Source organism: Bradyrhizobium sp. AUGA SZCCT0169 (genome assembly GCF_018130085.1).
In the GTDB taxonomy this organism is placed as follows: Bacteria; Pseudomonadota; Alphaproteobacteria; order Rhizobiales; family Xanthobacteraceae; genus Bradyrhizobium.
The window spans coordinates 71,011-95,359 of record NZ_JAFCMC010000027.1 but is presented as its reverse complement, the minus strand read 5'-3'; the positions used below and the strand labels follow the sequence as shown (position 1 = coordinate 95,359).

Here is a 24,349-nt window from a genome sequence, read left to right as displayed (position 1 = left end):
CATATGGATGCAAGCGATCCGATCAGACCGTCAAAAAACTCTTGTGGCACGGGGGCCGTCCACATATGGGTCCCGGCGCAAGGCCGGACGACAGCGGAGAGCTTCCCTAATCAACCAACTGGTTGAAACCTGGGACGCCCCGCGATAGACTGCCACCGCGCGCCCGGGAACCGGACGCGCCTCAACAAGGAGTACGCGGTGTCTGGCGATGCAGGGCGATCGGCGAGGACGGTGGCGATCATCCTGATCGCGCATCTTGCCGTGATCGTGCTCTGGCAGGTGCTGGTCGACGCCTTCCAGGTGCCGAAATTCATCCTGCCCTCGCCGCTGGCCGCGCTCTCGACCCTGACGTCGGCCAAGTACGCCTGGCTCTCGAACCTCTGGGTGACGGGCGCCGAAATCCTCGGCGGCTTCTGCCTCGGCGCGCTGGTCGGCGTCATGCTGGCGGTCATGTTCACCTGGTCGCCGCTGATCAGCCTGCTGCTGCTGCCGCTGTTCGTCACGCTGAACATGATTCCGAAAGTGGCGCTGGGACCGCTGTTCATCGTCTGGTTCTCCTACGGCATCTTTCCGAACATCCTGATCGCGTTCTCGATCTGCTTCTTCCCGATCCTGCTGACGACCGCGCGGGGGCTGAGCGAGGTCGAGCCTGATCTGCTGGACCTGGTGAAATCGCTGCGCGGCTCGCGCTGGACGCTGTTCCGGAAGATCCAGCTGCCGGGCGCGCTGCCTTACGTATTCTCAGGCATGAAGGTCGGCGCCATTCTGGCGGTCGCGGGCGCCATCGTCGGCGAGTTCATCGCCTCCGAGCGCGGGCTCGGCTATCTCATGATCCAGGTGCAGGCCTCGCTCGATACGCCGGCGATGGTGATGGCCGTCATTCTTCTGACCCTGCTCGGCGTGGCGTTGTACGGCCTGGTGCTCGGCCTCGAGCGGCTGTTCGTGGTCCGTGACGTCAGGCTGCAATAATACAAGGGAACAGGCATGCTGCTGACACGCGACCAATTGCCGGAGACGATCCCGGATATCGCCGCCCTCGATGAACTGCTGTGCCTGCCGAGCCAGGCGCTGATCGACGACCTGCGCAAGGTCGATGGTGACATCATGATCCTGGGCGTTGCCGGCAAGATGGGGCCGACGCTGGCGGGGCTTGCTAAGGCCGCCGCACCTGACCGCCGGGTTATCGGCGTCGCACGCTTCAGCGAGCCTGACGTCAAGGACTGGCTGCAGGCCCGTGGCGTCGAGACCATCAATTGCGACCTGCTCGACGAAGCCGCGATCAAGGCGCTGCCGAGAATTCAAAACATCATCTTCATGGCTGGCCGCAAGTTCGGCGCCGAGGGCGATCTGTCGCTGACCTGGGCGATGAATTCGCACGTCCCGGCACTGGTGGCTCAGGCCTTTGCCGGTTCGCGGATCGTGGCGTTCTCGACCGGCTGCGTCTATCCCTTCGTGCCCGTGAACGGCAAGGGCGCCGACGAGGACCTTGCACCCAATCCGCCCGGCGAATACGCGCAATCCTGTGTCGGGCGCGAGCGCATGTTCGAGTATTTCTCGCGCAAGCATTCCACGCCGGGCCGGCTTTTCCGGCTGAACTACGCGATCGACATGCGCTACGGCGTGCTGCACGACATCGCGAGCAAGGTCTTGCGGGGCAAGCCGATCGACGTCAGCCTCGGCCATGTCAATTTCATCTGGCAGGGCGATGCGTCCTCGCAGGCGCTGCGCTGCCTCGCACATTGCGACACGCCGACCTCGCCGATCAATGTCAGCGGCCACGAAATTCTCGCGGTGCGCGATCTCGCCGCCAGATTCGGCCAACGGTTTGGAATCGCGCCTGTCATCATCGGCAAGGAAGAGCCGACGGCGTGGCTGACCAATACGTCGCAAGCCGTAAGCTTGTTCGGCCTGCCTGTTGTCGATACCGATCAGTTGATCCGCTGGACCGCCGACTGGGTGTCGCGGTCGATGCCGAGCCTCGGCAAGCCCACCAAATATGAGGTGCGCGATGGCCGGTACTGAGCACATCGAGCTCGTCGAACTCGGCGTCGGCGATGCGCCGGCTGGATTGCTGTTGTCGACCGAAGCGCACTGGAACCAGAACGAGGCCGACTGGCGGTTTTTCCTGAGCAAGGGAACCGTGTTCGGGGTGCGTGACGGCAAGCAACTGGTCGCGACCGCGGCGCTATTGCCCTACTCCGCCGCAAACGCCTGGATCAGCATGGTGCTGGTGACCGCGAGTTGGCGCCGCCGCGGTGTCGCGACCCGGCTGGTCGACGCCTGCCTCAAGATAGCGACAAAGCGCGGCCTCACCACCTGGCTCGACGCGACGCCCGATGGAGCCAACGTCTATGGCCCGCTCGGCTTCACACCGACGCTGCAATTGCGGCGGCAGCGGCTGGAAGCCCCGAAAGGCGTGAGCGCCGCGCAATCGCTATCGAATTGCAGCGTCGCCGATTTCATCGCGCGCGATGTCAGCGCCATGGGGTTTGACCGCCGCGCTCTCCTGACCGAGTTCGGCGGCCGCGCCGGTTCCCGCATGGTATCATCAGGCAACGCCGTTGCGCTGGTCCGGGACGGCCGCGCTGCCCGCCATGTCGGCCCTGTCTTTGCCGACGCTGGCGAAAGCGCGCTGACGCTGGTCGATGCCATCGTACGGTCAGAGCAAGGCCCGTGGCTGCTTGACGCCGTGCATTCGCAGGAAGATTTCCTGCGCGGCCTCACCCACAACGGCTGGACCATCGAGCGGCCGTTCCAGCGCATGCGGTTCGGCCGCGCCACCATGCTGGCCGGGGAATTGCCGTTCGCGGTCGCCGGCCCGGAATTTGGATAAGGATTTTCATGCACCACAGCGAAATCAAATCCGAGGTACGACAACTGATCGCCGACGGCACGGTGATCCCCGCGCATCCGCTGGCGCTCGATGCCAACCGCACGCTCGACACCAAGCACCAGCGCGCGCTGTCGCGCTACTATATCGATGCCGGCGCCGGTGGCCTTGCGGTGGGCGTGCATACCACGCAGTTCGCGATCCGCGATGTCGGACTCTACAAGCCCGTGCTGGAGCTGGCGGCGCAGACCACGGCCGACTGGACCAAGCGGCCGCTGGCAATGGTCGCGGGCCTCGCCGGTCCGACGCAGCAAGCCGTTGCGGAAGCACAGATTGCGCGCGGCATCGGCTACCATGCCGGCCTGCTCAGCCTTGCCGCGATGAAATCGGCCTCAGAAGACGAGATCATCGCACATTGCGAGGCGGTGGCGCGCGAGATTCCGCTGGTCGGATTCTACCTGCAGCCCGCGGTCGGCGGCGTCATTCTCACGGCAAACTTCTGGCGGCGCTTTGCAGCGATCGACAACGTCATCGCGATCAAGATCGCGCCGTTCAACCGCTACCGCACCCTCGACGTGCTGCGCGGCGTCGCCGCCGCCGGCGCACTCGACCGCGTTGCGCTCTATACCGGCAATGACGACCATATCCTGCTCGACCTGATGCTGCCGTTCGATCTGCGTGACAACGGCGTCACCACCCGCACCTACTTCAAGGGCGGCCTGCTCGGCCATTGGTCGGTGTGGACGGCGGCCGCGATCAAGCAGTTCGAGGTGTGCAAGGCGGCGCGCTACAAGGACACCGTGCCGGCGGACCTATTGGCACTTGATGCCCGAGTGACCGATTGCAACAGCGCCTTCTTCGATGTCGCCAACAATTTCCATGGCTGCATCGCCGGCTGTCACGAAATCCTGCGTCGGCAGGGACTGATGCAGGGGCTATGGTGCCTCGATCCGGCCGAGGGGCTGAGCCCTGGCCAGATGCAGGAGATCGACCGGGTCTGCCGCGAGCACGCCGATCTTTCCGACGACGCCTTCGTCGCCGACAACTTGCAGAAATGGCTGGCATGACGGCGGAAGAGCCCTTTATCAGCCTGCGCAACGTCCGCAAGGTTTACCGGTCGAAGGGCACGGAGTTTCTGGCTGTCTCCGACGTCACCATGGACGTCAGCGAGGGCGAGCTGGTCTCGCTCGTCGGACCATCCGGCTGCGGCAAGACCACGGTGCTGAAAATTCTGGCCGGGTTGCACGAGGCCGACGGCGGCACCATCAAGATTGGCAATACCAAGACGCCGTTCGACCCCGCGCGCGATATCGGCATGGTATTCCAGCAGGCGTTGCTGCTGAAGTGGCGCACTATTCTCGACAACGTGCTGCTGCCGGCCGAAATCGTCGGGCTGCTGCCGATGAAGGCCGCCCGCGCCCGCGCCCGCGATCTGCTCAATCTCGTGGGCCTTGGCGGCTACGAGGACAAATATCCGCAGCAACTCTCCGGCGGCATGCAGCAGCGCACTGCGATCGCGCGCGCCTTCATCCACGATCCCAAACTGATCCTGATGGACGAGCCATTCGGTGCGCTGGACGCGCTGACGCGCGAACAGATGAATCTGGAAATGCTGCGGATCTGGCGCGAGAGCGGCAAGACCATCATCTTCGTCACCCACAGCATCCAGGAAGCCGTGTTCCTCGCCTCGCATTGCGCGGTGCTCACCGCGGGCCCGGCGCGGATGGCGGAGTACTTCCCGATCGAGCTGCCGTTTCCGCGCGATCTGCCGATCAAGACCACTGATGAGTTTGGCGCGTATGCGCGGCGGATTTACGGGAGTTTGGGGATGGGGCCGAGCGGGTAAGGTATATCCGCGTCATTGCGAGCGAAGCGAAGGAGTCCATCCTTCGGCACGCGAGGTGATAATGGATTGGTTCGCTTCGCTCGCAATGACGGGCCGCTATTCATACGACACCGGCCCGGTGTCGCGATAGGCCCAGCAGCTTTCGCGCGGCAGCGACACCGGCGTCTCGGTGCCGACCTGGTGCCGGGCGGCGGTGCCGAGTTCGACCACTTCCAGCCGGCGGCCAAACAGTTCGATGCCATAGGCGGTCTGCGTGCCCTGATAACGGCGGTCGAGCACGCGGGCGGGAAAGGTGTTGGCGCCGTTGTGCTGGCCGATCGTGATGTTCTCCGGTCGCAGCGCGATGCGCACCTTCTCGTCCGGACCCAGCGAATGCAGCAACGCCACCTCGCCGCGGCAACCGTCGCCGAAATCGACCGTGCCAAATTCGCCGTTGCGCGACACCAGCGTGCCCGGAAGTTCGTTGGTGGCGCCGGTGAAATTAGCGACGAACAGATCCGCCGGCCGGTTATAGATCGCGTCCGGCGTATCCATCTGCAGCAATTTGCCGTCGCGCATCACGCCGATGCGGTCGCCGAGCACCACGGCTTCGGCCTGGTCATGGGTGACATAGAGCGCCGTCATGCCGGTCTGCTTGAGGATGACGCGCAGATCGTCGCGCAAACGTAACCGCAGCTTGGCGTCGAGATTCGACAACGGCTCGTCAAGCAGCAGCAATTGCGGCCGGTAGACGATGCTGCGCGCCAGGGCGACGCGCTGCATCTGGCCGCCGGACAGCGCCACCACCGGGCGGTCGGCATATTCCGACAGGCCGACCAGTTCGAGCGCCTCATCGACCTTGCGGCGGGCGTCGGCGCGCGAAATCTTGCGATGCTTGAGCGGATAGACCACGTTCTGCCGCACCGTCATATGCGGCCACACCGCATAGGACTGAAACACCATGCCGAGCTCGCGCAGGCGCGGCGGCACAAGGATGCCGCTGGCCGGTGCCGACACGATCCGGCCGGCGATACTGATTTCGCCGTCGGTTGGATGTTCCAGCCCCGCCACGCATCGCAGCGTCGTGGTCTTGCCGCAGCCGGACGGTCCCAGCAGCACTACGATCTCGCCGGCCGGCACGGCGAAGCTGACGCCATCGATCGCCGGGCGGCCGACCGCAAACTGCTTGCGCAGGTCGGTTACCTCAAGAGTCGCCGTCATGAAGAAGCCCGCGTCATGCGTAGATCGCTCACTGCCGGTGACCGTAGGTCTTGTCCCATTCCGCCACCCATGGCTCGTGCAGCTTGACGTATTCGTCGAATTTCGGGAACCAGACCTTGACCACCTTGGGATCGAAACCCTCGGGGTAGACCGGCGCCACCTTGAGCGAGGTCAGATTGCCGAGCTCCTTGATCATGAAGGTTTGCCCCTCCTTCGACAGGCACCAGTTCAGGAACAGCTTCGCGGCGTTGGGATTGGCGGCGGTCTTTGGAATTCCCGTGGCGTAAGGATTGACCGGGGCGCCTTCGGGCGGGAAGAAAATCTTGATCGGCGCGCCGTCCTTCTGCTTCGGATAGATCGCATTGTAGAGCAGCGGACCCATCGCGACTTCGCCGCGCACCAGCGAGTCCGACATCGGCGCGCCCGACGGATAAAGGATCGGACGGGTCGCCGCCTGCTTGGCCCAATAGTCCTCGCCCAGCACCTGGCGCTCGAACATCACGCGGGTCCAGGTGGTGCCGCCGGACCGGGCGAACACCTGCCCGGTCTGCTTGGCGTATTCCGCCTTGGTCAGATCCATCCACGACTTAGGCGGATTCTTGACGAGTTCGGTGTTGTAGGCGATCGACCAGACCAGGGTCACGCGCGGCCACAGTTTGGGAGAAATCAGGGAATCGGGATTGTAATCCGCGGCATTCGGCGGCGCGTAGTCCTGGAACAGGTCGGCCAAAGGCTGCATCAGCGCGCGATCGGAATGATCGACCACGTCGGCGATCAGCTTGCCGGCAGCGGCCTCGGTCTTGACGCGGGTGATGAGCTGGCCGCCCGGCGCGCGCACCATCTCGACCTTGATCTCGGGATAGCGCTTCTGGAACTCCTTGATCACCTGCTGCTCGACCTCGGCGAAATTCGCCGTGTAGAACACCAGTTTCCCCTCCTTCTTCGCCGCCGCTATCAGTTCGGGCGAACCGAACTCCTGCGCCTGCGATGGTGCGCCCCACAGGATGCCGAGACCGGCGACGCCAGCCAGCGCCATTTTGGTGAAGATCCGTCTATTCATAGCAATCCTCCCTCGAGTTTTTTATCCGGTGCGGGCAACGCCGCTCTGCGTCGCCTCGCGCGACAGCCAGTTGGCGCCGCCGATGAGAACGCCGAGCAGTACCGTTTGGACCAGGCTGAACGCGGCGGTCTTGCCGAGATTTCCGCCCTCGTAATAGTCGAGCAGCAGCACCGACATCACCATGGTGTTGCTGGTGTAGAGAAACAGCGACGAGCCGAGTTCGCGGATCGCCAGCACGAACAACAGCGTCATCGACGCGATCACGCCGGGCCGCGCCAGCGGCAGCACGATGGTCCGTATGGTGGCGAACATGCCCCTGCCGCAGACCCAGGCGGCCTCTTCCAGCTCGCGATGGATTTGCATGAACGAGGTCGACAACGCCTTGACGGTGTCCGGCATGAAGCGCGCGATGAACGCCAGCGCCAGGATCCAGATCGTGCCGTACAGCCCGCCGGGTATGCCGATCCATGCCCATAAATAAGCGACGCCGACCACGAGGCCGGGAATCGCGACCGGCACGGTTGAGATCAGATCGATCCATCGCCGGCCCGTCAGCTGCGTGCGATGAATGGTGTAGCCGATCGCAAACGCCAGCGCGCCGCCGACCACGGCCGTGATCACGCCGACCTCGACCGCGTTGTAGATCGACCGCAGCGTCAGCGGATTGTCGAAGATGCTGTTGAAATGCACCATCGAGTATTGGCGCATGTCGAACAGGCTACTGACGTCGCGGATGAACATGAACTTGCGGAACGCCGCCACGATCAATGCGAGCAGCGGCAGCACCACCACGATCAGCAGATAGACGATACCGATGGCGAACGTGAACCAGCGCCAGCGCCCGAGATCGAGGCTGCGGGGGCGGAACGCCTTGCCGGCCACCGTCGTGTAGCTGCGGCCGCTGAGCACCCTGTTTTGCAAAAACACCAGCGCGCCGGTGACGACCATCAGGATGATCGCAACCGCTGCGGCCGTGTTGTAGAGCGGCGGCGACCAGTTGGTGAGCTTGAAGATATAAGTCGTCAATAGCGCCAGATTGGTCGACGACCCCAGCACCGCCGGAATGCCGTAGATGCCGAGCATCACGATGAACGACAGCAGCATGCCTGAGATGATCGCCGGCATGATCAGCGGGAAAGTCACCGAGAACAATGTCGCGAACGCGCTGGCGCCGGAAATCTCGGCGGCCTCCTCCAGGCTCGGGTCCATGTTACGCAGCGCCGAGGAAGTGAACATGTAGACGTAAGGCGCGTAATAGATGCCGAACACGAACACCAGGCCCCACAGCGAATAGAAATCGACGCGCCAGTCGAGACCGATCCATTTGAACATGGTGTTGATCAGGCCGGTCTTGGGCGAACCGAGGATCGCCCATGCCACGCCTGCGACCAGCGGCGGCGCAAACAGCGGCAGGATGCTGGCGGCGGCGATAAAGCCCTTGAACGGCGTATTGGTGCGAACCACGATCCAGGAGAACAGCAACCCGATCACGACCGCAATCGCGGTGCCGCCGCCGCAGGCGATCAACGTGTTGACCAGCGCCTCCCCGACATTAGGATTCGCCAGCACCACGAGAAAATTCGCGATCGAAAGATGGCGCAGGCTGATGCCCTCGACCACCGGGTTGGTGTCGGTGAGCGAACCGAGCAGCAGCATCAGGATTGGATAGATGACGAGAAAGCCGAGAATAGCCAGCAGGAGCACAACCCACAGGTTCGCCCACACGCGCCGACGCATCCCCTCACTGGCGCTACGCATGACCTCGCTGCGCCGGTTCCCCTGTCCGTCCAAAGCGCTTCCCCTTGGCCTGCGACCGTCCGTTTTCGGATCTTGCGCCCGCAATGCGTCGCGAGCCTAGTCGATCAGGCGGCGGGCGGGAAGTAGCACAAAGTCGGCGCTCAAAATGCCGCGGAAGCCGGCCTTCGCATACGCATCATGCAGCGGCGTGCCTGTGGAACACCTCGCGTCCGTAGTACACGCCCCTTAAGGCCGTTACCCGCGCCGGCTGTGGAGAACCCCGATCTCGATGTCAGAAGTTGCGACCGCCAAGCCGCCTGCCACGCCCGGTATCGACGGCTTGCCGCCGGAACTCCGGCGCTGGGCGGTCGCGGCGATCTTCACCGCGCTGGCGCTGGCCTCGCTCGATACCGCGATTGCCAACATCGCGCTGCCCGCCATCGCCGCCGACCTTCATGTCAGCCCGGCCGATGTGGTCTGGGTCGTCAATGTCTATCAGATCGCGCTGGTGGCGACGCTGCTGCCGCTCGGCGCGCTTGGCGAAATCGTCGGCCATCAGCGCATCTATATCGGCGGCCTGTTGCTGTTCACGATTGCCTCGATCGGCTGCGCGTTAGCGTGGTCGCTGCCCAGTCTCGTGGCGGCGCGTGCGCTGCAGGGGCTCGGCGCCAGCGGCATCATGGCCGTGAATGCGGCGCTGGTTCGTTATGTTTACCCGACGCACATGCTGGGCCGCGGTTTTGGTCACAACGCGCTGGTGGTCGGCACCGCCTTCACTCTTGGACCGACGATCGCATCCGGCATTCTAGCGCTTGGCCCCTGGCCGTGGCTGTTCGCGATCAACATTCCGTTCGGCCTGATCGCGGTGTGGATCGGCTTGAAGACGCTGCCGCCGACGCCACGTGCGACGCACGCATTCGATTTTGCGAGCGCGGCGCTGACCACGGGCTGCCTCGGCCTGTTCATCATCGGGATCGGAAGTGCGGCACACAGCGCACCGCCGGTGCTGGTAACGGCCGAACTGGTTGGCGCCATCATCCTCGGCTGGATCATGATGCGGCGGCAGGCGGATCACCCGGCGCCGATGCTGCCGATCGATTTGTTCCGGCGGCCGATGTTTGCGCTATCGGCGGCGACGTCGGTATGTACCTTTGCGGTTCAGGGGATCGCTTTCGTCTCGCTGCCGTTCTATTTCGAAGACGTGCTGATGCGCACCCAGGTCGAGACCGGTTTCTTCATGACGCCGTGGCCGCTGGTGGTCGCGATCATGGCGCCGATCGGCGGCCGGCTGTCCGACCGCTATCCCGTCGGCATTCTCGGGGGCATCGGCCTCGCCTTGCTATGCGCGGGGATGGTGTTGCTGGCGACGCTGCCGGCGGATCCCGGCGTCGCCAACATCGTCTGGCGCATGGTGGTGTGCGGGATCGGTTTCGGTTTCTTTCAAACTCCAAATTTGCGTGCATTGATGTCGAGCGCACCGTCGCATCGCAGCGGCAGCGCCAGCAGCATCGTCGCGACCGCACGGCTCACCGGACAAACGCTGGGTGCTGCGTTCGCCGCACTCTGCTTTGCGCTCGGCGGCCACGATGGCGCGACGCTTGCACTGACACTCGGCGCCGGCTTTGCCGCGCTCGGGTGCGTAATGAGTTTCCTGCGTCTGGCGGTGGCTCCATCGCGAGATTGATTGAAGGACTGTGCCTATAAGACAGGCAAACCCTGGCCGCACCTGGCGAACATGACGGCCATGTGGCGCCCTGCGCCCACCAAACCCCGGCTGGTCAATTTTCTTCCCGCATCGCAAACGCATTTTCTTGATTTGAACTGTTCCAAATTGCGGTCCACTGTCCGCGCCGGGTTCAATTGATGAATTGAGCTAACAGGGGAAACGCGATGGCAAACCTCACTATCAACGGAAAATCAATCAATGTGGACGTCGAGGACGATACCCCGCTGCTGTGGGCGATCCGGGAGAATGTCGGACTGACCGGCACCAAATACGGTTGCGGCATTGCACAATGCGGCGCCTGCACGATCCATATTGACGGGGTCGCGATGCGCTCCTGCGGCATCTCTGTCAGCGAAGCCGTCGGCAAGCAGATCACCACGATCGAAGGTCTGGCCACCAGCGATGGCGCACTGCACAAGGTGCAGCAGGCCTGGATCAAGAACGACGTGCCGCAATGCGGCTATTGCCAGACCGGCATGATCATGGCGGTAGCGGCCCTGCTAAAGGAAAAGCCGAAGCCGACCGACAAGGACATCGACGAGACCATCACCAATATTTGCCGCTGCGGCACCTTCCAACAGGTGCGCGAGGCAATCCACGCCGCCGCGAACGCTTGAGGGGATGTCATGAACAAGCACATCACACCTGCACTCAGCCGCCGCGCCTTCGTCATCGGTACCGCCGCTGCCGGCGCCGGCCTCGCAGTCGGTCTCGACATCCCCTTCGGTGGCCCCACCGTGGTCCGCGCTGCCGATGGATCGCCTGAGGTCAACGTCTGGGTGGTGATCCGCCCCGACGACACCGTCGTGATCCGCATCGCCCGTTCGGAGATGGGACAGGGCACGCTCACCGGCCTCGCCCAGCTCGTCGCGGAAGAACTCGAATGCGACTGGTCGAAGGTCACCACCGAATATCCGACACCGGGTCAAAGTGTCGCACGCAAGCGCGCCTGGGGCGATTTCTCGACCGGCGGCAGCCGCGGCATCCGCACCTCGCAGGACTACGTCCGCAAGGGCGGCGCCACCGCGCGCATGATGCTGGTCCAGGCCGCAGCCAATGAGTGGAAGGTGCCGATTTCTGAATGCACCGCCGCCAACAGCACCATTACACACACGCCGTCCGGCAAGACGACGACCTACGGCAAGGTGGTGGAAGCCGCGGCCAGGCTGTCGCCTCCCGCCGATGCCGACGTCAAGCTGAAGGATCCGAAGGACTGGAAAATTGCCGGTAAGAGCGTGTTGCGGCTCGATACCGCCGACAAGACCACCGGCAAGATGATCTATGGCATCGACGTCAAGCTGCCGGGAATGCTGAACGCCGCGCTGAAGGAATGCCCGGTCTTTGGCGGCAAGCTGAAGAGCTATGACGAAGCCAAGGTCATGGGCATGAAGGGCGTCAAGAAGGTGGTGCGGGTCAACGACTCTACCGTCGCCGTCGTCGCCGACACCTGGTGGCACGCCAAGACCGCGCTCGACGCGTTGCCGATCGTCTGGGATGAAGGCGAGAACGCCAAGGTGTCGAGCGAATCGATCGCCAAATGGCTGGCCGAGGGCCTCGACAATTCGCAGCCCGCTTTCATCGGCAACCAGAACGGCGATGCCAAAGCCGCCATCGCCGGCGCCGCCAAGAAGCTCGAGGCGGTGTACAACTACCCCTACCAGAACCACGCCGCGATGGAGCCGTTGAACGCCACCGCGCTTTACACACCCGACAAGTGCGAAGTCTGGACCGGAACGCAGAACGGCGAAGCGGCATTCGCCGCGGTGATGGAAACCTCCGGCCTGCCTGCCGACAAATGCGAGGTTCACAAGCTGATCCTCGGCGGCGGCTTCGGCCGTCGCGGCATGACCGACTATGTCCGGCAGGCCGTCTCCATCGCCAAGCAGATGCCGGGCACGCCGATCAAACTGTTGTGGTCACGCGAAGACGACATGCAGCACGGCACCTATCATCCGGTCACCCAATGCAAATTGACCGGCGCCTTCGACAAGGACAACAATCTGACGGCGCTGCATGTCCGGATCTCCGGCCAATCCATCCTGTTCACCGTGCGTCCGGCGGCACTGGTCAACGGCATGGACACGGCGGCATTCCAGGGCCTCGCGCCCACCGGCGATTGGGCGATCGGATACAGTTTTCCGAACCTGCTGGTCGAACACTCGATGCGCAACCCCCACGTCCCGCCGGGCTTCTGGCGCGGCGTCAACGTCAATCAGAACGCGATCTATCTCGAGTGTTTCATCGACGAGCTGGCGCATTCGGTCGGCCAGGATCCGGTCGAGTTCCGGCGTAAGTTGATGTCGAAGCATCCCAAGCACCTCGCGGTGCTGAATGCGGTGGCGGAAAAAGTCGGCTGGGACAAGCCGCCGCCAAAGGGCGTCTACCGCGGCATCTGCCAGCACATGGGCTACGGCAGCTACGTCGCGGGTGCTGCCGAAATCTCGGTGACGGACGGCAACAAGATCAAGGTACACCGTATCATCGCTTCCACCGACCCTGGCCACGTCGTCAATCCGGCGCAGATCGAGCGCCAGATTGCAGGCTCGTTCGTTTATGGCCTGTCCGCACTGTTCTACGGCAATTGCACCGTCAAGGACGGCCGCATCGAGCAGTCCAACTTCGACACCTACAATTCGATGCGGATCGCGGAGATGCCGAAGGTGGAGTCGGTCATCGTGCCGAGCGGCGGCTTCTGGGGCGGCGTCGGCGAACCGACGATCTGCGTCGCGGCGCCCGCCGTGCTCAATGCGTATTTCGCGGCAACGGGAAAACGCATCCGCTCGGTGCCGCTGAAGGACCAGGACATCAGCTTCGCTTGACAACGCGGGCGGCGGCCTTCACCGGCCGCCGCCCCCAACTTCGGGGGTATCCGCGGATGAGAACGTTTTGCGTTGCCATCGGAATTGCAACGGCCGTGGCGTGGAGTTCGCCGCTGCTGGCGGCTTCCATCCCTCCGCCTGGTGCAGCGGCCTGTTCCGGCTGTCACGCCGCAGGAGCCGTGGCGGCCTCGCCGATTTCGCGGCTGTACGGCCGTGACGCCGGCGATATCATGACCGCGATGACGGGATTCCGCGACGGTTCGCTTCCCGGCACGGTGATGACCCGCATCGCCAAAGGCTTCTCCGACGACGAGCTGCGCGCGATTGCGGCGTGGCTCGCAGCACAGAAGTAAGGGGGCCGCAAGCCATGGGCATCAACCATCGCATGAGCCGGCGGGAATTCGTTGGTGCCGGTGCTGCCGCCGTGACGGCGCTGGCGTTTCCGCTGCCCGCATTCGCACAAGCCGCGGCGCGCGTCGTCGTGATCGGTGGCGGCTTCGGCGGCGCCAGTTGCGCCCGCGCATTGAAACAGATCGAGCCGAAACTGCAGGTCACGCTGGTCGAGCCGAACCGGACCTTCACCGCCTGCCCGTTCAGCAACAACGTCATCGCGGGACTGCGTTCGCTCGAGGAACAGCAATTCGGCTATGACAAGATCGCCGCCGGCGGCGTCACCGTGGTGGCGCAGGCGGCAACGGCGATCGATGCCAAGGCGCGGACCGTCGGGCTCGCCGACGGCACGTCGCTGGCCTACGACCGGCTGGTGCTGTCTCCCGGCGTCGATCTGCGTTTCGAAGCGCTGCCCGGCTACGACGAAGCTGCCGCCGCAAAAATGCCGCATGCCTGGAAGGCCGGTGAGCAGACGCTGCTGCTGCGCAAGCAACTCGAAGCCATGGACGATGGTGGCCTTGTCGTGATCGCCGCGCCCGCCAATCCGTTCCGCTGCCCGCCGGGGCCTTACGAACGCGCCTGTCTGATTGCGCATTTTCTGAAGACCAAGAAGCCGCGTTCGAAGCTGATCATCCTCGATGCCAAGGACACCTTCTCCAAGCAGCGGCTTTTCCAGAACGCCTGGAAGGAACTTTATCCGGGAATGATCGAATGGGTGTCGCTGTCACAGGGCGGCAAGGTGAACTCTGTCGACCCGGCGACCAACACGCTGATTACCGATTTCGGCAACCACACCGCGCAGGTGGCGAACGTGATTCCGCCGCAGCGCGCCGGCCGCATCGCCACCATCGCAGGCGCGACCGACAATACCGGCTGGTGCGCGATCGATCCCGTCACTTTCGAATCCAAATCGGCGCCGAACATCCACGTCATCGGTGATGCCTGTATTGCCGGCTCGATGCCGAAATCCGCGTTCTCCGCGAATTCCCAGGCCAAGGCCTGCGCGAGCGCGGTGGCCACGCTGATCGCGGGCCGAGCGCCCGAGGCGCCGAAGCTGATCAATACCTGCTACAGCCTGGCGGCCCCCGGCTACGGCTTCTCGGTCGCCGGCGTCTACCAGCCGAAAAACGGGCTGTTCGCCGACGTCGAAGGCGCCGGCGGCGTCAGCCCGGCGGATGTGCCGCGCGACTTCCGCGCGCGCGAGGCCGACTATGCGCAATCCTGGTTCGCGACCATCACGGCGGAAGTCTTTGGCTAAGCTTTACATGTCGGGTCCGATCCTTGCGGGCGCACTGCTCGCTTTGCCCGCCCTCGCTGCCGCGCAAGAGCTGCGAGGCTATGCCGTGACCGGCGATGCCATTGCGATGTCGCTGACCGGCGCGCCCGGCGATCCCGCGCGTGGACGGACGACACTGCTCAACCGCCAAAGCACTTGCATCCTCTGTCACAACGGACCGTTTCCGGAAGAGAAATTTCAGGGCGATCTGGCGCCCAACCTCGCCGGTTCCGGTAGCCGCTGGTCGGAGGGCCAGCTACGGCTGCGGCTAGTGGACGCGAGCCGCCTCAATGAAGCGACGATCATGCCGTCCTATTATCGCGTGGACGGCCTGCATCGTGTTGGTCCGGTGTGGCGCGGCAAGCCGATCCTGTCGGCGGAACAGATCGAAGATATCGTGGCTTATCTGGTGACACTGCGCGAATAGGAAGTGACGATGCAACACAAGGATTCCACACGTCGCCAATTCCTCGGCCTCGCCGGCGGCGTGGCCGTGCTCGGCGCCGTCCCGATCGTCACGGTGCGACCGGGCGAAGCGACACCCGCCGAACTCGCATCCGCGATTCGTAGCGTCACCAATGGCGCGCAAGTGCGCACCGGCAAGGTCAAGCTCGACGTGCCGCCGCTGGTCGAGAACGGCAACACCGTGCCGTTGACCGTCAACGTCGCAAGCCCGATGGCGCCGGAGGATCACGTCCGCAGCATCCACATCTTCAACGAGAAGAACCCGCAGCCCAATATCGGCAATTTCCATCTCGGCCCGCATTCCGGCCGCGCGCAGGTGTCCACGCGGATTCGCCTCGCCGACAGCCAGAAGATCGTCGCCATCGCGCGGTTGTCCGACGGCTCGTTCTGGTCGGCCAGCGTCGACGTCGTGGTGACGCTGGCGGCCTGCACCGATGAGGTGATCTGATGACCTCCGCGCTGATCAACGTTCCCGCCAAGGCCAAACGCGGCGACATCATCGAGATCAAGACGCTGATGTCGCACATCATGGAAACCGGCTATCGGCACACCGCCACCGGCGAGGTGGTGCCGCGCGACATCATCACGAGTTTTGCATGCCGCTATAACGGCACCGAGATTTTTCGCGCCGATCTGTTTCCCGCGATCGCCGCCAACCCGTTCATCACCTTCTTCACCACGGCGACCGCGAGCGGCAAGTTCGAGTTCGAATGGATCGGCGATAACGGCTTTTCCGAAACCGCATCGGCCTCGATATCAGTCGAATGAGATTTGCCGGCCTCATCGCCCTGTCTGCCCTGCTCGCGGTGGATGCCGTCGGCGCTGAAATCCCGCAAGCAGAACGCCGCTCCGGCTATAGCTTTATGGCGCCGGACACCAGGGCGATGCAGGACGACGATACGACAAATCCCGGCATGCTGTGGGTGCTCGACGGCGAGAAATTGTGGGCGCGCAAGACGGGCGTTGCAAACAAGGCCTGCGCCGATTGCCATCAGGACGCGCGCGTCAGCATGAAGGGTGTCGCGGCGCACTATCCCGCCTTCGACAAGGCGCTCGGCCGTCCCGTCGATCTCGAGCAGCGCATCAATCTGTGCCGCACCAATCAACAGCAGGCGACGCCGCTTCCTTACGAAAGCCGCGAATTGCTGGCGCTGACCGCCTTTGTCGCGCAGCAATCGCGCGGGGCTGCAATCGAGCCCGGCAACGATCCGCAGCTAGCGCCGTTCGTCGCCAGGGGCCGTGAACTGTTCATGCAGCGACAGGGCCAGCTCAATCTCGGCTGCACCAATTGCCACGATGAGAATTGGGAAAAGCGCCTGGCGGGATCGGCGATCACGCAAGGACACCCGACGGGTTACCCGCTTTACCGGCTGGAGTGGCAATCGCTGGGATCGCTGCAGCGCCGGCTACGCGCCTGCATGACGGGCATCCGCGCGCAGGCCTATGATTACGGCGCGCCTGAACTAGTCGAGCTGGAGCTTTACCTGATGTCGCGCGCCAAGGGCATGCCGCTGGAAGCGCCGGCGGTGCGGCCTTAGTTACCGCTCCGCGAACGCTTTCTCGACCACGAACTGCGCCGGCTCGCCGTGATTGCCTTCGACGAAGCCCTTAGCCCCCAGCAGCGTGCGCGTATCCGCCACCAGCGCCGGGCTGCCGCAGATCATGACGCGGTCATGCGCAGGCTCGAGCGACGCGAGCCCGATATCTGCGAACAGCTTTCCTGAATTGATTAGATCGGTGATGCGGCCGCGGTTGTGGAAGGGATCGCGCGTCACCGTCGGATAATAAATCAGCTGGTTGCGCACGAGTTCGCCGATCAATTCGTCGTTCGGCAGTTCCTTGGTGATCATCTCGCCATAGGCCAGTTCCGCGACGCGGCGGCAGCCGTGCAGCAGCACCACCTTCTCGAACCGCTCATAGGTCTCGGGATCCTTGATCACGCTGAGGAACGGGGCGAGCCCGGTGCCGGTGCCGATCAGATACAGGTTGCGGCCGTCCTGCAGATTGTCGATGACCAGCGTGCCGGTGGCCTTGCGGCTGACGATGATCTCATCGCCTTCCTTCAGATGCTGGAGGCGCGAAGTCAGCGGCCCGTCCGGCACCTTGATCGAGAAGAATTCGAGCCGGTCTTCATAATTGGCGCTGGCGACGCTGTAGGCGCGCAGCAGCGGCTTCTCGCCGACCTTCAGCCCGATCATGGTGAACTCGCCGTTGCGAAAACGGAACGAGGGATCGCGCGTGGTAGTGAAGCTGAACAGCGTGTCGGTCCAATGATGGACGCTGAGAACGCTTTCCTGATTGAAATTGCTCATCTTTCGATCCGATTGGAGGCAGATTGCGTCGGCAAAATCATTCGTATACGATCATTCGTGTACGAATGAATAATCCTTCTTGATCCCGCCGTCAAGCCGCGGGCAAGATGGCCGGCAACGCCCCGAAGGCATTGAACAACAAGGAAAATCCGATGGCGCACGACGCACCCCAGGCATCCGGCCCGAGCAAGCTGGTGATCCGCAATATCGGGCTGCTGCTGTCGGGGATGCTGGAAAGGCCGATCCTGGATGCCGACACCATCGTGGCCGAGAACGGCAAAATCACCGCCATCGGCCGCCTCAAGGACGTCGACACCGAGGGCGCCACGACTGTCGTCAACGCCAACGGCACCACGGTGGCTCCCGGGCTGATCGACAGCCACGTGCATCCCGTCGCCGGCGACTGGACGCCGCGGCAGAACCAGATGGGCTGGATCGACAGCTATCTGCATGGCGGCGTCACCACGATGATATCCGCCGGCGAAGTGCACATGCCCGGCCGTCCCCGCGACGTCGTCGGCGTCAAGGCGATGGCGATTTTCGCGCAGCGCGCGTTCTGGACGCTGCGGCCCGGCGGCGTGAAGATCCATGCCGGCGCGCCCGTGATCGAAAACGAAATGGTCGAGGACGATTTCAAGGAGCTCGCCGCGGCCGGCGTCAAGCTGCTCGGCGAGGTCGGCCTCGGCGGCGTCAAGGACGGCCCGACCGCGCGCAAGATGGTGGGATGGGCGCGCAAATACGGCATCCAGAGCACGATCCACACCGGCGGGCCTTCGATCCCAGGCTCCGGCCTGATCGACAAGGACGTGGTGCTGGAAGCCGACACCGATGTGGTCGGCCACATCAATGGCGGCCACACGGCGCTACCCGACGACCAGATCCGCTGCATCTGCGAGGGCTGCAAGCGCGGCCTGGAGCTGGTTCACAACGGCAACGAACGCTCGGCGCTGTTCACGCTGCGCACCGCGCGCGAGATGGGCGACCTGCACCGCGTCATCCTCGGCACCGACGCGCCGGCCGGATCCGGCGTGCAGCCGCTCGGCATCTTGCGCATGGTGTCGCTATTGTCATCGCTCGGCGAACTGCCGGCGGAAATCGCCTTCTGCCTCGCCACCGGCAACACAGCGCGCATGCGCGCGCTCGACTGCGGCCTGATCGAGGTCGGCCGCTCCGCCGACTTCGTCATCATGGACATGGCGCAGCATTCGCCCGGCACGAGCCTGCTGCACAGCGTGCAGCTCGGCGACCTGCCCGGCATCGGCATGACCATCATCGACGGCATCGTCCGCACCCAGCGCAGCCGCAACACTCCGCCGGCGACGCGGCTGCCGGAGATTGTCGGCGGGCACTAGTTGACGCGCGGCCGGCGGATTGGCCGACCGCACCTGTCGTTTCGGTGTTGCGTCTCATGCAGACGGTTTTCCTACACGATATGGAAATCGCTGGCGCTACGGTTCGCAAGCGACACGTTCTGAAGAACGCCAATCTCAGCCATCTCAGCCCCTAAATCTTTATCTTGACGAACGGCAATTCAGAGTTTCCCGAGCGCCTATCAAGACTAAATTGCACGTAGATTCCCGAATGCGGATTACGAATTCGGCTGTCGAAGGAAATTACGAATGAATTTGGATCAGTCGTAATTCCGCTGAAGTACTGCGACCGTCGACAGAGTTTAACAACTTCGTCCGGATCGCATCCCTCAAGAGGAAAGTACTCTTTGAATAGCTTTTGTACTGGATCCACCGAATTCTGGGTGCTGAGCACCTTGTCTAACTGATCGACGAATCTTCCGACACGGACAGAACACTCTGCTTTCGAACTGTCAGCTATCATCGCCACCTCGGCTTTTTGGCCGCGCAAAGTTACCTGTTTTCCGCTCAATGGTCTCGCAAACTGGCCTGACTGCGCCGCAGACGTCCCAAAGATTTGGACACAAACGCAGGCGACGATGATCGCTACCCTCAAGAGGCTGCTCATTCATCACCGTTCAATGAGGCGAGTTGCAACGATCGCCGACCTGCTGGCGAGTACGAAAGGCAGATTCGATCATGAGACATTGGCAGTTCCGATTTCGCCGATCAACGCACGATCTCCAATCGGAAGCGTCCCAGTCGCGAAGGCTTACTAAGGCGAATTAAACGAGGCGCATATTGTTGCCCCAGTCGAATGCACTTGGCATTGGGAGACCCACACCGAACAATCAACGCTATCGCATCTTTTCTTGGGTGCAAATAAAAATTGCACGACATTCAACTACACCTGCAGGTTCTATACAGAATTAAAGCAATTCAACACGCCGCCGGCAACACGGGTGCCGGAGATCGTCGGGCACTAAACACTCGCTTCATCCGCCCTCGTTGAATTGCACAGCGTGGTTCGCGCTGCGCGCTCACGGCTTCGTGGCGACGCCTTGCTTGCGCACGCAGCGGATGGGTAGGCTTTATGAACAGCTACGCATCAGATTCAATATTCACCAAAACCTCCCCGGCGATGATTTCGGGGTCTCCAAGATTCAGGTCATGCAGGCTTGCCTGAACAAACTCGAGCACCTTTTCGTTCGCCGCACTGGCGCTTTCGCGGTCCTCGAACATCATGACAGCGACACCGACGCCGTCGCCCCCATCGAGGACATAATAAGATCTGAATCCGTGCGATTCCCTGAGCATCTGACCGATGCCGCTTTTGGCGCGGCGAGCAGCATCCGCAACCGAGCGAACCTTGGTGTACTTTCGAATGACTATGTACATGAGGCCACCCACGCGTTTCAGTTCCAGCCCGGCGCATCAAAGCATATCGGGCCGCTGCTGCACTAGGGCCGACAGCCACCAAACCACGGGGAGCGGCAGTGCTGGCCGGCCCGGCCAATTGCAGCTAACCTCCGGGCGTCGATCCCAACTCGCGAGCCAGGCATGCCCAAAATCCAGCGCATCATCGTTCCCGACGTTCCAAAGCCAGTCAGCCACTATTGCCACGTGACCCGTGCAGGCCCCCACGTCTGGGTCGCTGGCGTCGTCGGCCAGGCGCAGGACGGCAGCATACCGTCCGACGTTGTTGCCCAATTCGACATCGCCATCGCTGTGATGGACAAGTGCCTGAAGGCGGCTGGCGCCGGGCCCGAGCATGTCGTCAAGGTGCAGGTTTTCATGACCGACATCACGGAACGGCCCAAAATCAACCCGCGCCGCATCGCCTATTTCGGCGAAAATCTGCCGGCCTCCACGCTCGTCGAGGTGAAGGGATTGGTCGATCCACGAATGAAGGTCGAGATCGAGTGCCAGGCGTACGTTGATTAGGAAACGGCGCGTGCCGCCGGCGGCGATGGCACCCGGCGCGTATCGGATGGCGAGAGACTTTCGGCCAATTACAGAATACTTACGACAGTTATAACGAATGGGAAAACGATTGATGTGGTCCCAAAACGCGTTCACCGACAGGCTCAATCTCAAATGGCCGATCCTTCAGGCGCCGATGGGCTCGCTCAGTACCCCTGCACTCGCCGCGGCGGTCAGCAATGCCGGTGGTCTGGGCGGCCTGGGCATGTGGGGGTTTTCGGCCGAGGAAGCAGAGCGGCGGATCGCTGGCTTCCAACAGCTGAGCGGCGGCAGCCTCAACGTCAACTATCCGCTCTGGCCGGAGCCCAGGATTACCCCTGACGTCAGCGAGCCGATGCGGACGCGTCTGCAGGCGCACTTCGACGCAAAGGGTCTCGGAGCGGTGCCCGAGCCGAAAGGTGCGGCGGGTGAAGTGAGCCACGAACACCTTTCGATGCTGATGCGGGCCAAGCCACAGATGGTGAGCTTCCATTTTGGCCTGCCTGATCAGGAGGTCATCAACGCCATCAAGGACGCCGGAATTTTCATCATATCCAGCGCCACGACCGTGGCTGAGGCACGGATGCTTGAGCAGCGCGGTGTCGACGCCATCATCGCGCAGGGTACCGAAGCCGGCGGACATCGCGGCACCTTCACCGGTGTCGACATCAGCATGCAGCCAGGCCTGTTCGCGCTGTTGCCGCAAGTGGTGGATGCGGTGGGGGTTCCCGTCATTGCCGCCGGGGGCGTGGCCGATGGGCGAACGGTGGCCGCTAGCTTTGTCCTTGGCGCGAGCGCCGTACAGTTGGGCACGGCCTTCCTGCGCTGCGAAGAGGCCAACGTGCTCGATGCCCATCGCGCGGCGCTGCGCGAGCCCACCGACGCCTGTACTGTCGTCACCGACGTGATCACCGGCCGGCCGGCGCGCTATGTGAAAAACGGATTGATCGACGACCTCGTGGCCTCGGAGCTGAAACCGGTGGCATTTCCCGGCCAGCTCAGTCTCACCGCGCCGCTCGGGGGCACGGGAGACAGGGAGCTTACCGCTTTATTTGCCGGTCAATCCGCAGCACTCGCCAGCGACACGACTGCCGGCGCGTTGGTCGAGCAGCTTGCGGAAGCGACGTCAGAGTGCTTGCGCGTTTTCTCGCGTTCCTAGCGCGTGATGCCTTCCCTTCGTTACGACCCGCGGTTTCGTATCGGACGACGCCGCCGCCGCGCCTCTCGGCGGCGGTGCCGTTAAGCCGCGGGTGCCATCTGCTCGTGCAGCGCTCGCTCGGTGTGACGCTGTTCAAGGGCGGCAATGGTCACCTTAAGATTGTCGCGCCGCTCGATCAGCGTCCTCGCCAGTATCGGATACTTGACGTCGGACTGGTCGGAAACCCGGGCGCGCTCTTCCTCGGCTGCGATTTCGAATTCGATCAGTTGAACGGTGCGAACAAGATCCGCCAGCATCTTGCTGATTGCTGCGACCTCTCGTATTGCGCTTTCGCGTGCTGTCTCAAAACGAGCTTGTATGTTCATTTGCATGCTCCCTATGGCCTGGTTCGGCACACAATGTGCATGGATGCCGAACAGCTGACACACCCGTCGCAAGCTGTTTGCCAATTGCGACCCGTAAGAACACGGTGACCGGAACCCATCGGCCCCCCGGGGCCCTGCGGCCTCGCGCCGCCTGCATCGGAAAGGAACCTGCACTCACAGTTTTCCCCCAGTGACCCCGAAAAGAGAGGGGATTTTCACAGCGCAATATCCATCGAGAAATAAGTTCTTGTGATCGGAGTGGATCTTACAACCATGAATATCCGAACCAACTGTTGGAGGAATGTTTTTCCAACCCTGGAGAGCCCCGTGGGCGAAGTCATCCGTTTTGTTCCGAAATCCGAACTCGAGCGAGCCCGCTTGATCCGGGAAGCCCGTGCGATCTACGAAAGCATATTCCCTTCGGATCATGCCGTCGGCAGCACGGAGCATGACCGCAGGGAATGAGCGCGCCCACATTGCAGCGACGGTGCACTCAAAGTTCGGCTCAAGAGATCATCGCCGGACCAGTGCACCCTTGATACTTCACCGTAATACGCCAGCGCAGCCTCAACACGCCGCCGGCGACGACGGTGCCAGAGATCGTCGATGGGCATGAAATGCTCGCTTCATCCCACCGGCTATCGGCGCTTTTGACCCTTAGCGGGCATAGGGCCATCGCTCCCACGACCCGGACCCGCATCTGAGGCCACCCGCTGGCCCTTGCAGTGTGCTAGTCTGAGCCGGCACGATCCCCTGTCTTCGGCCCGGAGCCGTTGCACCGTGACCCATGATCATAACCCGGCATGGAACGAGGAAAGCCGCTTCTCCGGTGCACTCGACGATGTGATCATCATACCAATTGTTTCTGTCGCGCTCGCCGCAAACAAGATCCTGCGTTTCATTCTTTCGATCTTGATGCGGCTGCTCGACTACGCCTTCCCATTGGCAATGCAGGTTGTCTGGCTTCCGCTCTTCGCTGTCAGGGTTCTCGGCAATGTCATCGTTACTGTCATAAACGGCGCGTTGCACTTCCTGCCCGTTTCCGAGACGAAACGTCGACAGTGGGGTATATCGATCCGCCGGAACTGGTCGTGGCTGCGGCGGAAGATCAGCTATCGGACGTTCGAACATGCTGTGTACCTTGCCTTTGAAAGCGGTATGGCATGGGTGTTCCGAAAATGCCGGCACCTGACGCCGAACACCGCGTTGCTCGTGCTCGTGGGCGCGGTGCTTTGGCTGCCGATCTCCTTCGGGGCTGCAACGGCGATGCACGCGGTATTGTTTGCCAAGGTCGCGTCCTGGCCGGCCTGGATGCAGCTCTTGCATCCGCTGGCAACTGTCATCGCCAAGAGCAAGCTGCTGGTGCTGCCGGTGTACCCGGCAGCCTGGCCACAGGCCAGGAAACATCCGTTCGTGCAGCGCGTGTTCAAGAGCTATGAAACCATCAGGCGCCTGTATGTGATCAAGAAGATCGGTTTTCGCTATCGGCAGGCAGAGACCGCCGGCATCGCGGCGGTTGAGAGGCTCGAGCGCACTGCCGGCTTCACATCGGCGGTAAGGTGGCTGCGCGGGGTGCATGTCGCCGAACGGTTCGGCGTGGAAAAGCCCACGCAGAAGTTGCGTTCGTTCTTCTCGCGATGGTCAATTCAGTTCTCGGCCGAATACTACGAGGCTAAGGAACGGCAGCCTCAGATATCCCATCATTAACCACAGCAAGCTACGAACGCAGAGATGATCATCCATCTCGCGCGGTCGACGGCCGTGGCTGGCGGCCTGGCCGGCGCCAGTATCAAAAAGACACGCCGCCGGGATCAAAATGTATCGCCCGGCGGCGCTTATTCCTGAACTGGGAC

The 24,349-nt window shown here is 62.9% G+C and carries 26 protein-coding genes; 19 read left to right on the top strand and 7 right to left on the bottom strand.

Features of this window, described 5'->3' with window-relative positions; all coding sequences use genetic code 11:
* The first annotated feature begins 198 nt into the window (after positions 1–198).
* From JQ609_RS25405 to JQ609_RS25385, 5 genes are read left to right on the top strand one after another with little or no spacing between them, the layout of a single operon-like run.
* The gene (locus JQ609_RS25405; protein WP_212208475.1) at positions 199–969 is read left to right on the top strand and encodes an ABC transporter permease; all 771 of its coding nucleotides are present in this window, start codon (positions 199–201) and stop codon (positions 967–969) included.
* A 15-nt stretch (positions 970–984) separates the two neighbouring features.
* A complete protein-coding gene (locus tag JQ609_RS25400) occupies positions 985–2,022 on the top strand; it encodes an NAD(P)-dependent oxidoreductase (protein WP_212275541.1) in 1,038 nt (345 codons plus the stop codon).
* Positions 2,009–2,833 carry a GNAT family N-acetyltransferase gene (locus tag JQ609_RS25395; protein WP_212275539.1) on the top strand — a complete coding sequence of 275 codons (825 nt, stop codon included), beginning with the start codon at positions 2,009–2,011 and terminating at the stop codon, positions 2,831–2,833. The genes JQ609_RS25400 and JQ609_RS25395 overlap by 14 nt, the downstream gene beginning before the upstream one ends.
* Before the next feature lie 8 nt (positions 2,834–2,841).
* On the top strand, positions 2,842–3,897 hold the full coding sequence (locus JQ609_RS25390; RefSeq protein ID WP_212275537.1) for a dihydrodipicolinate synthase family protein: 1,056 nt from the start codon (positions 2,842–2,844) through the stop codon (positions 3,895–3,897).
* The gene (locus JQ609_RS25385) at positions 3,885–4,676 is read left to right on the top strand and encodes an ABC transporter ATP-binding protein (RefSeq protein WP_212275535.1); all 792 of its coding nucleotides are present in this window, start codon (positions 3,885–3,887) and stop codon (positions 4,674–4,676) included. The genes JQ609_RS25390 and JQ609_RS25385 overlap by 13 nt, the downstream gene beginning before the upstream one ends.
* 96 nt (positions 4,677–4,772) lie before the next feature.
* Here JQ609_RS25385 and JQ609_RS25380 read toward each other — a convergent pair whose 3' ends face one another.
* Genes JQ609_RS25380 through JQ609_RS25370 form a run of 3 tightly spaced genes read right to left on the bottom strand, consistent with a single transcriptional unit; the run spans position 4,773 to position 8,694 of the window.
* The gene (locus JQ609_RS25380) at positions 4,773–5,876 is read right to left on the bottom strand and encodes an ABC transporter ATP-binding protein (protein ID WP_212275533.1); all 1,104 of its coding nucleotides are present in this window, start codon (positions 5,874–5,876) and stop codon (positions 4,773–4,775) included.
* A gap of 28 nt (positions 5,877–5,904) precedes the next feature.
* Positions 5,905–6,936, bottom strand: a complete 1,032-nt coding sequence (locus JQ609_RS25375; RefSeq protein ID WP_249119283.1) for an ABC transporter substrate-binding protein — start codon at positions 6,934–6,936, stop codon at positions 5,905–5,907.
* Between the two features lie 21 nt (positions 6,937–6,957).
* Positions 6,958–8,694, bottom strand: coding sequence for an iron ABC transporter permease (locus tag JQ609_RS25370; RefSeq protein ID WP_212208480.1), 1,737 nt, complete (start codon positions 8,692–8,694; stop codon positions 6,958–6,960).
* 268 nt (positions 8,695–8,962) lie between these two features.
* Between JQ609_RS25370 and JQ609_RS25365 the strand changes: the two genes are divergently transcribed.
* The 9 genes from JQ609_RS25365 to soxA all read left to right on the top strand — a co-directional run bounded on the left by JQ609_RS25365 (position 8,963) and on the right by soxA (position 16,887).
* Positions 8,963–10,357, top strand: a complete 1,395-nt coding sequence (locus tag JQ609_RS25365; protein WP_212208481.1) for an MFS transporter — start codon at positions 8,963–8,965, stop codon at positions 10,355–10,357.
* Positions 10,358–10,563: 206 nt separating this feature from the next.
* Positions 10,564–11,016 (top strand): (2Fe-2S)-binding protein, encoded by a 453-nt coding sequence (locus JQ609_RS25360; RefSeq protein ID WP_212275531.1) that lies wholly within the window; start codon positions 10,564–10,566, stop codon positions 11,014–11,016.
* Between the two features lie 9 nt (positions 11,017–11,025).
* Complete coding sequence (locus JQ609_RS25355) at positions 11,026–13,218, top strand: molybdopterin cofactor-binding domain-containing protein (RefSeq protein WP_212275529.1); 2,193 nt, start codon at positions 11,026–11,028, stop codon at positions 13,216–13,218.
* Positions 13,219–13,274: 56 nt separating this feature from the next.
* Positions 13,275–13,571 carry a c-type cytochrome gene (locus tag JQ609_RS25350; RefSeq protein WP_212208485.1) on the top strand — a complete coding sequence of 99 codons (297 nt, stop codon included), beginning with the start codon at positions 13,275–13,277 and terminating at the stop codon, positions 13,569–13,571.
* Between the two features lie 14 nt (positions 13,572–13,585).
* Positions 13,586–14,866 (top strand): NAD(P)/FAD-dependent oxidoreductase, encoded by a 1,281-nt coding sequence (locus JQ609_RS25345; protein ID WP_212275527.1) that lies wholly within the window; start codon positions 13,586–13,588, stop codon positions 14,864–14,866.
* A 7-nt stretch (positions 14,867–14,873) separates the two neighbouring features.
* On the top strand, positions 14,874–15,311 hold the full coding sequence (soxX, locus tag JQ609_RS25340) for a sulfur oxidation c-type cytochrome SoxX (RefSeq protein WP_212275525.1): 438 nt from the start codon (positions 14,874–14,876) through the stop codon (positions 15,309–15,311).
* Between the two features lie 9 nt (positions 15,312–15,320).
* Positions 15,321–15,797, top strand: a complete 477-nt coding sequence (locus tag JQ609_RS25335) for a SoxY-related AACIE arm protein (protein ID WP_212275523.1) — start codon at positions 15,321–15,323, stop codon at positions 15,795–15,797.
* Positions 15,797–16,117: a thiosulfate oxidation carrier complex protein SoxZ gene (soxZ, locus tag JQ609_RS25330; protein WP_212208489.1), complete on the top strand. Its 321-nt coding sequence runs from the start codon at positions 15,797–15,799 to the stop codon at positions 16,115–16,117. The genes JQ609_RS25335 and soxZ overlap by 1 nt, the downstream gene beginning before the upstream one ends.
* Positions 16,114–16,887, top strand: a complete 774-nt coding sequence (gene soxA, locus JQ609_RS25325; protein ID WP_212275521.1) for a sulfur oxidation c-type cytochrome SoxA — start codon at positions 16,114–16,116, stop codon at positions 16,885–16,887. The genes soxZ and soxA overlap by 4 nt, the downstream gene beginning before the upstream one ends.
* On the opposite strand, the gene JQ609_RS25320 is transcribed toward soxA, so the two are convergent.
* Positions 16,888–17,661, bottom strand: coding sequence for a ferredoxin--NADP reductase (locus tag JQ609_RS25320; RefSeq protein WP_212208491.1), 774 nt, complete (start codon positions 17,659–17,661; stop codon positions 16,888–16,890).
* Between the two features lie 152 nt (positions 17,662–17,813).
* On the opposite strand from JQ609_RS25320, the gene JQ609_RS25315 reads away from it, so the two are divergent.
* Positions 17,814–19,013, top strand: a complete 1,200-nt coding sequence (locus JQ609_RS25315; RefSeq protein ID WP_212275548.1) for an amidohydrolase family protein — start codon at positions 17,814–17,816, stop codon at positions 19,011–19,013.
* 151 nt (positions 19,014–19,164) lie between these two features.
* On the opposite strand, the gene JQ609_RS25310 is transcribed toward JQ609_RS25315, so the two are convergent.
* Positions 19,165–19,638, bottom strand: a complete 474-nt coding sequence (locus tag JQ609_RS25310) for a hypothetical protein (protein WP_212208492.1) — start codon at positions 19,636–19,638, stop codon at positions 19,165–19,167.
* Between the two features lie 473 nt (positions 19,639–20,111).
* Complete coding sequence (locus JQ609_RS25305; protein WP_212208494.1) at positions 20,112–20,408, bottom strand: hypothetical protein; 297 nt, start codon at positions 20,406–20,408, stop codon at positions 20,112–20,114.
* 162 nt (positions 20,409–20,570) lie between these two features.
* On the opposite strand from JQ609_RS25305, the gene JQ609_RS25300 reads away from it, so the two are divergent.
* Both JQ609_RS25300 and JQ609_RS25295 read left to right on the top strand, forming a co-directional pair.
* Positions 20,571–20,954 (top strand): RidA family protein, encoded by a 384-nt coding sequence (locus tag JQ609_RS25300; protein ID WP_212208495.1) that lies wholly within the window; start codon positions 20,571–20,573, stop codon positions 20,952–20,954.
* A 97-nt stretch (positions 20,955–21,051) separates the two neighbouring features.
* A complete protein-coding gene (locus tag JQ609_RS25295; RefSeq protein WP_212275520.1) occupies positions 21,052–22,131 on the top strand; it encodes a nitronate monooxygenase family protein in 1,080 nt (359 codons plus the stop codon).
* Between the two features lie 80 nt (positions 22,132–22,211).
* Here JQ609_RS25295 and JQ609_RS25290 read toward each other — a convergent pair whose 3' ends face one another.
* Entirely contained in the window at positions 22,212–22,496 is a 285-nt protein-coding gene (locus tag JQ609_RS25290) for a hypothetical protein (RefSeq protein ID WP_212208496.1), read from the bottom strand.
* 327 nt (positions 22,497–22,823) lie between these two features.
* On the opposite strand from JQ609_RS25290, the gene JQ609_RS25285 reads away from it, so the two are divergent.
* A complete protein-coding gene (locus tag JQ609_RS25285) occupies positions 22,824–22,961 on the top strand; it encodes a hypothetical protein (RefSeq protein ID WP_212208497.1) in 138 nt (45 codons plus the stop codon).
* Positions 22,962–23,276: 315 nt separating this feature from the next.
* Complete coding sequence (locus JQ609_RS25280; RefSeq protein WP_212208498.1) at positions 23,277–24,203, top strand: hypothetical protein; 927 nt, start codon at positions 23,277–23,279, stop codon at positions 24,201–24,203.
* The last annotated feature ends 146 nt before the right edge of the window (positions 24,204–24,349 follow it).

Bases quoted from the DNA above. Each gene is read 5' to 3' on its own strand.
- JQ609_RS25400 (WP_212275541.1), top strand. From the start codon at position 985: ATGCTGCTGACACGCGACCAATTGCCGGAGACGATCCCGGATATCGCC.
- JQ609_RS25395 (WP_212275539.1), top strand. From the start codon at position 2,009: ATGGCCGGTACTGAGCACATCGAGCTCGTCGAACTCGGCGTCGGCGAT.
- JQ609_RS25390 (WP_212275537.1), top strand. From the start codon at position 2,842: ATGCACCACAGCGAAATCAAATCCGAGGTACGACAACTGATCGCCGAC.
- JQ609_RS25385 (WP_212275535.1), top strand. From the start codon at position 3,885: ATGGCTGGCATGACGGCGGAAGAGCCCTTTATCAGCCTGCGCAACGTC.
- JQ609_RS25380 (WP_212275533.1), bottom strand. From the start codon at position 5,876: ATGACGGCGACTCTTGAGGTAACCGACCTGCGCAAGCAGTTTGCGGTC.
- JQ609_RS25375 (WP_249119283.1), bottom strand. From the start codon at position 6,936: ATGAATAGACGGATCTTCACCAAAATGGCGCTGGCTGGCGTCGCCGGT.
- JQ609_RS25370 (WP_212208480.1), bottom strand. From the start codon at position 8,694: ATGCGTAGCGCCAGTGAGGGGATGCGTCGGCGCGTGTGGGCGAACCTG.
- JQ609_RS25365 (WP_212208481.1), top strand. From the start codon at position 8,963: ATGTCAGAAGTTGCGACCGCCAAGCCGCCTGCCACGCCCGGTATCGAC.
- JQ609_RS25360 (WP_212275531.1), top strand. From the start codon at position 10,564: ATGGCAAACCTCACTATCAACGGAAAATCAATCAATGTGGACGTCGAG.
- JQ609_RS25355 (WP_212275529.1), top strand. From the start codon at position 11,026: ATGAACAAGCACATCACACCTGCACTCAGCCGCCGCGCCTTCGTCATC.
- JQ609_RS25350 (WP_212208485.1), top strand. From the start codon at position 13,275: ATGAGAACGTTTTGCGTTGCCATCGGAATTGCAACGGCCGTGGCGTGG.
- JQ609_RS25345 (WP_212275527.1), top strand. From the start codon at position 13,586: ATGGGCATCAACCATCGCATGAGCCGGCGGGAATTCGTTGGTGCCGGT.
- soxX (WP_212275525.1), top strand. From the start codon at position 14,874: ATGTCGGGTCCGATCCTTGCGGGCGCACTGCTCGCTTTGCCCGCCCTC.
- JQ609_RS25335 (WP_212275523.1), top strand. From the start codon at position 15,321: ATGCAACACAAGGATTCCACACGTCGCCAATTCCTCGGCCTCGCCGGC.
- soxZ (WP_212208489.1), top strand. From the start codon at position 15,797: ATGACCTCCGCGCTGATCAACGTTCCCGCCAAGGCCAAACGCGGCGAC.
- soxA (WP_212275521.1), top strand. From the start codon at position 16,114: ATGAGATTTGCCGGCCTCATCGCCCTGTCTGCCCTGCTCGCGGTGGAT.
- JQ609_RS25320 (WP_212208491.1), bottom strand. From the start codon at position 17,661: ATGAGCAATTTCAATCAGGAAAGCGTTCTCAGCGTCCATCATTGGACC.
- JQ609_RS25315 (WP_212275548.1), top strand. From the start codon at position 17,814: ATGGCGCACGACGCACCCCAGGCATCCGGCCCGAGCAAGCTGGTGATC.
- JQ609_RS25310 (WP_212208492.1), bottom strand. From the start codon at position 19,638: ATGAGCAGCCTCTTGAGGGTAGCGATCATCGTCGCCTGCGTTTGTGTC.
- JQ609_RS25305 (WP_212208494.1), bottom strand. From the start codon at position 20,408: ATGTACATAGTCATTCGAAAGTACACCAAGGTTCGCTCGGTTGCGGAT.
- JQ609_RS25300 (WP_212208495.1), top strand. From the start codon at position 20,571: ATGCCCAAAATCCAGCGCATCATCGTTCCCGACGTTCCAAAGCCAGTC.
- JQ609_RS25295 (WP_212275520.1), top strand. From the start codon at position 21,052: ATGGGAAAACGATTGATGTGGTCCCAAAACGCGTTCACCGACAGGCTC.
- JQ609_RS25290 (WP_212208496.1), bottom strand. From the start codon at position 22,496: ATGAACATACAAGCTCGTTTTGAGACAGCACGCGAAAGCGCAATACGA.